A 675-nucleotide genomic window follows, 5' to 3' on the forward strand; every position below is an offset into this window, starting at 1 on the left:
CCTTGATTATCGACTTTATCCGAACACCTCCCACATTCATCCGTACATGTACGGATGAATGTGGGAACCCGATACCCTGAGGGCCGGATCGGCCGGCCCCGGGAGATCGGAGGACGGCATGTCCGGAAAGAAGAAAAGGGGCTCCGCAAGGGCGGTCCCGAGGGCCTACGGAAGGCTCACGAGGCACGAGCGGGACACGATCCAGAGGATGCTGGAGCGCAGGGCGTCATGCAGGGAGATCGCGAGGGAGCTGGGCAGGTCGCCCTCGACGGTGAGCGCCGAGGTGGCGTCGCACAGGTTCGTGACGGCGCCGAAGGCCAGGCGCGGCGAGCGCGTGGACGCCTCCGCCGACCTGTCGGCGGCCTGCCCGCGCCTGGCCGCGTGGCCGCGCAGCTGCAACGGGTGCGGGCGGTACCGCGCGATCGGCTGCAAGCGCCGCCCCCACGTCTTCTACGAGGCCCGGGCCGCGCAGCTGTGCGCCGACTCGGTCCTCGTCTCGTCCAGGCGTGGGATAGACGCCGACGAGCCCGCCGCGGCGGCCAGGCTGGAGGCGATAAGGGACTGTCTGCGCCGGGGGCTGTCGCCCGAGCAGATGGCGGCGCGCAACGGCGGCCCGGTGGACCTGTCGCCGTCGACCATCTACCGCTGGGTCTCGGCGGGCTACGACGGCATGAC

Annotated in this window: 1 protein-coding gene; it reads left to right on the forward strand. The window is 70.5% G+C overall.

Annotated elements, in window-relative coordinates:
* Positions 1 to 118 precede the first annotated feature (118 nt).
* The coding region (locus DXD77_RS10250) for a helix-turn-helix domain-containing protein (RefSeq protein WP_147325456.1) at positions 119 to 675 on the forward strand (557 nt) is incomplete at its 3' end.

The organism is Collinsella sp. TM09-10AT, assembly GCF_003436275.1.
In the GTDB taxonomy this organism is placed as follows: domain Bacteria; phylum Actinomycetota; class Coriobacteriia; order Coriobacteriales; family Coriobacteriaceae; genus Collinsella.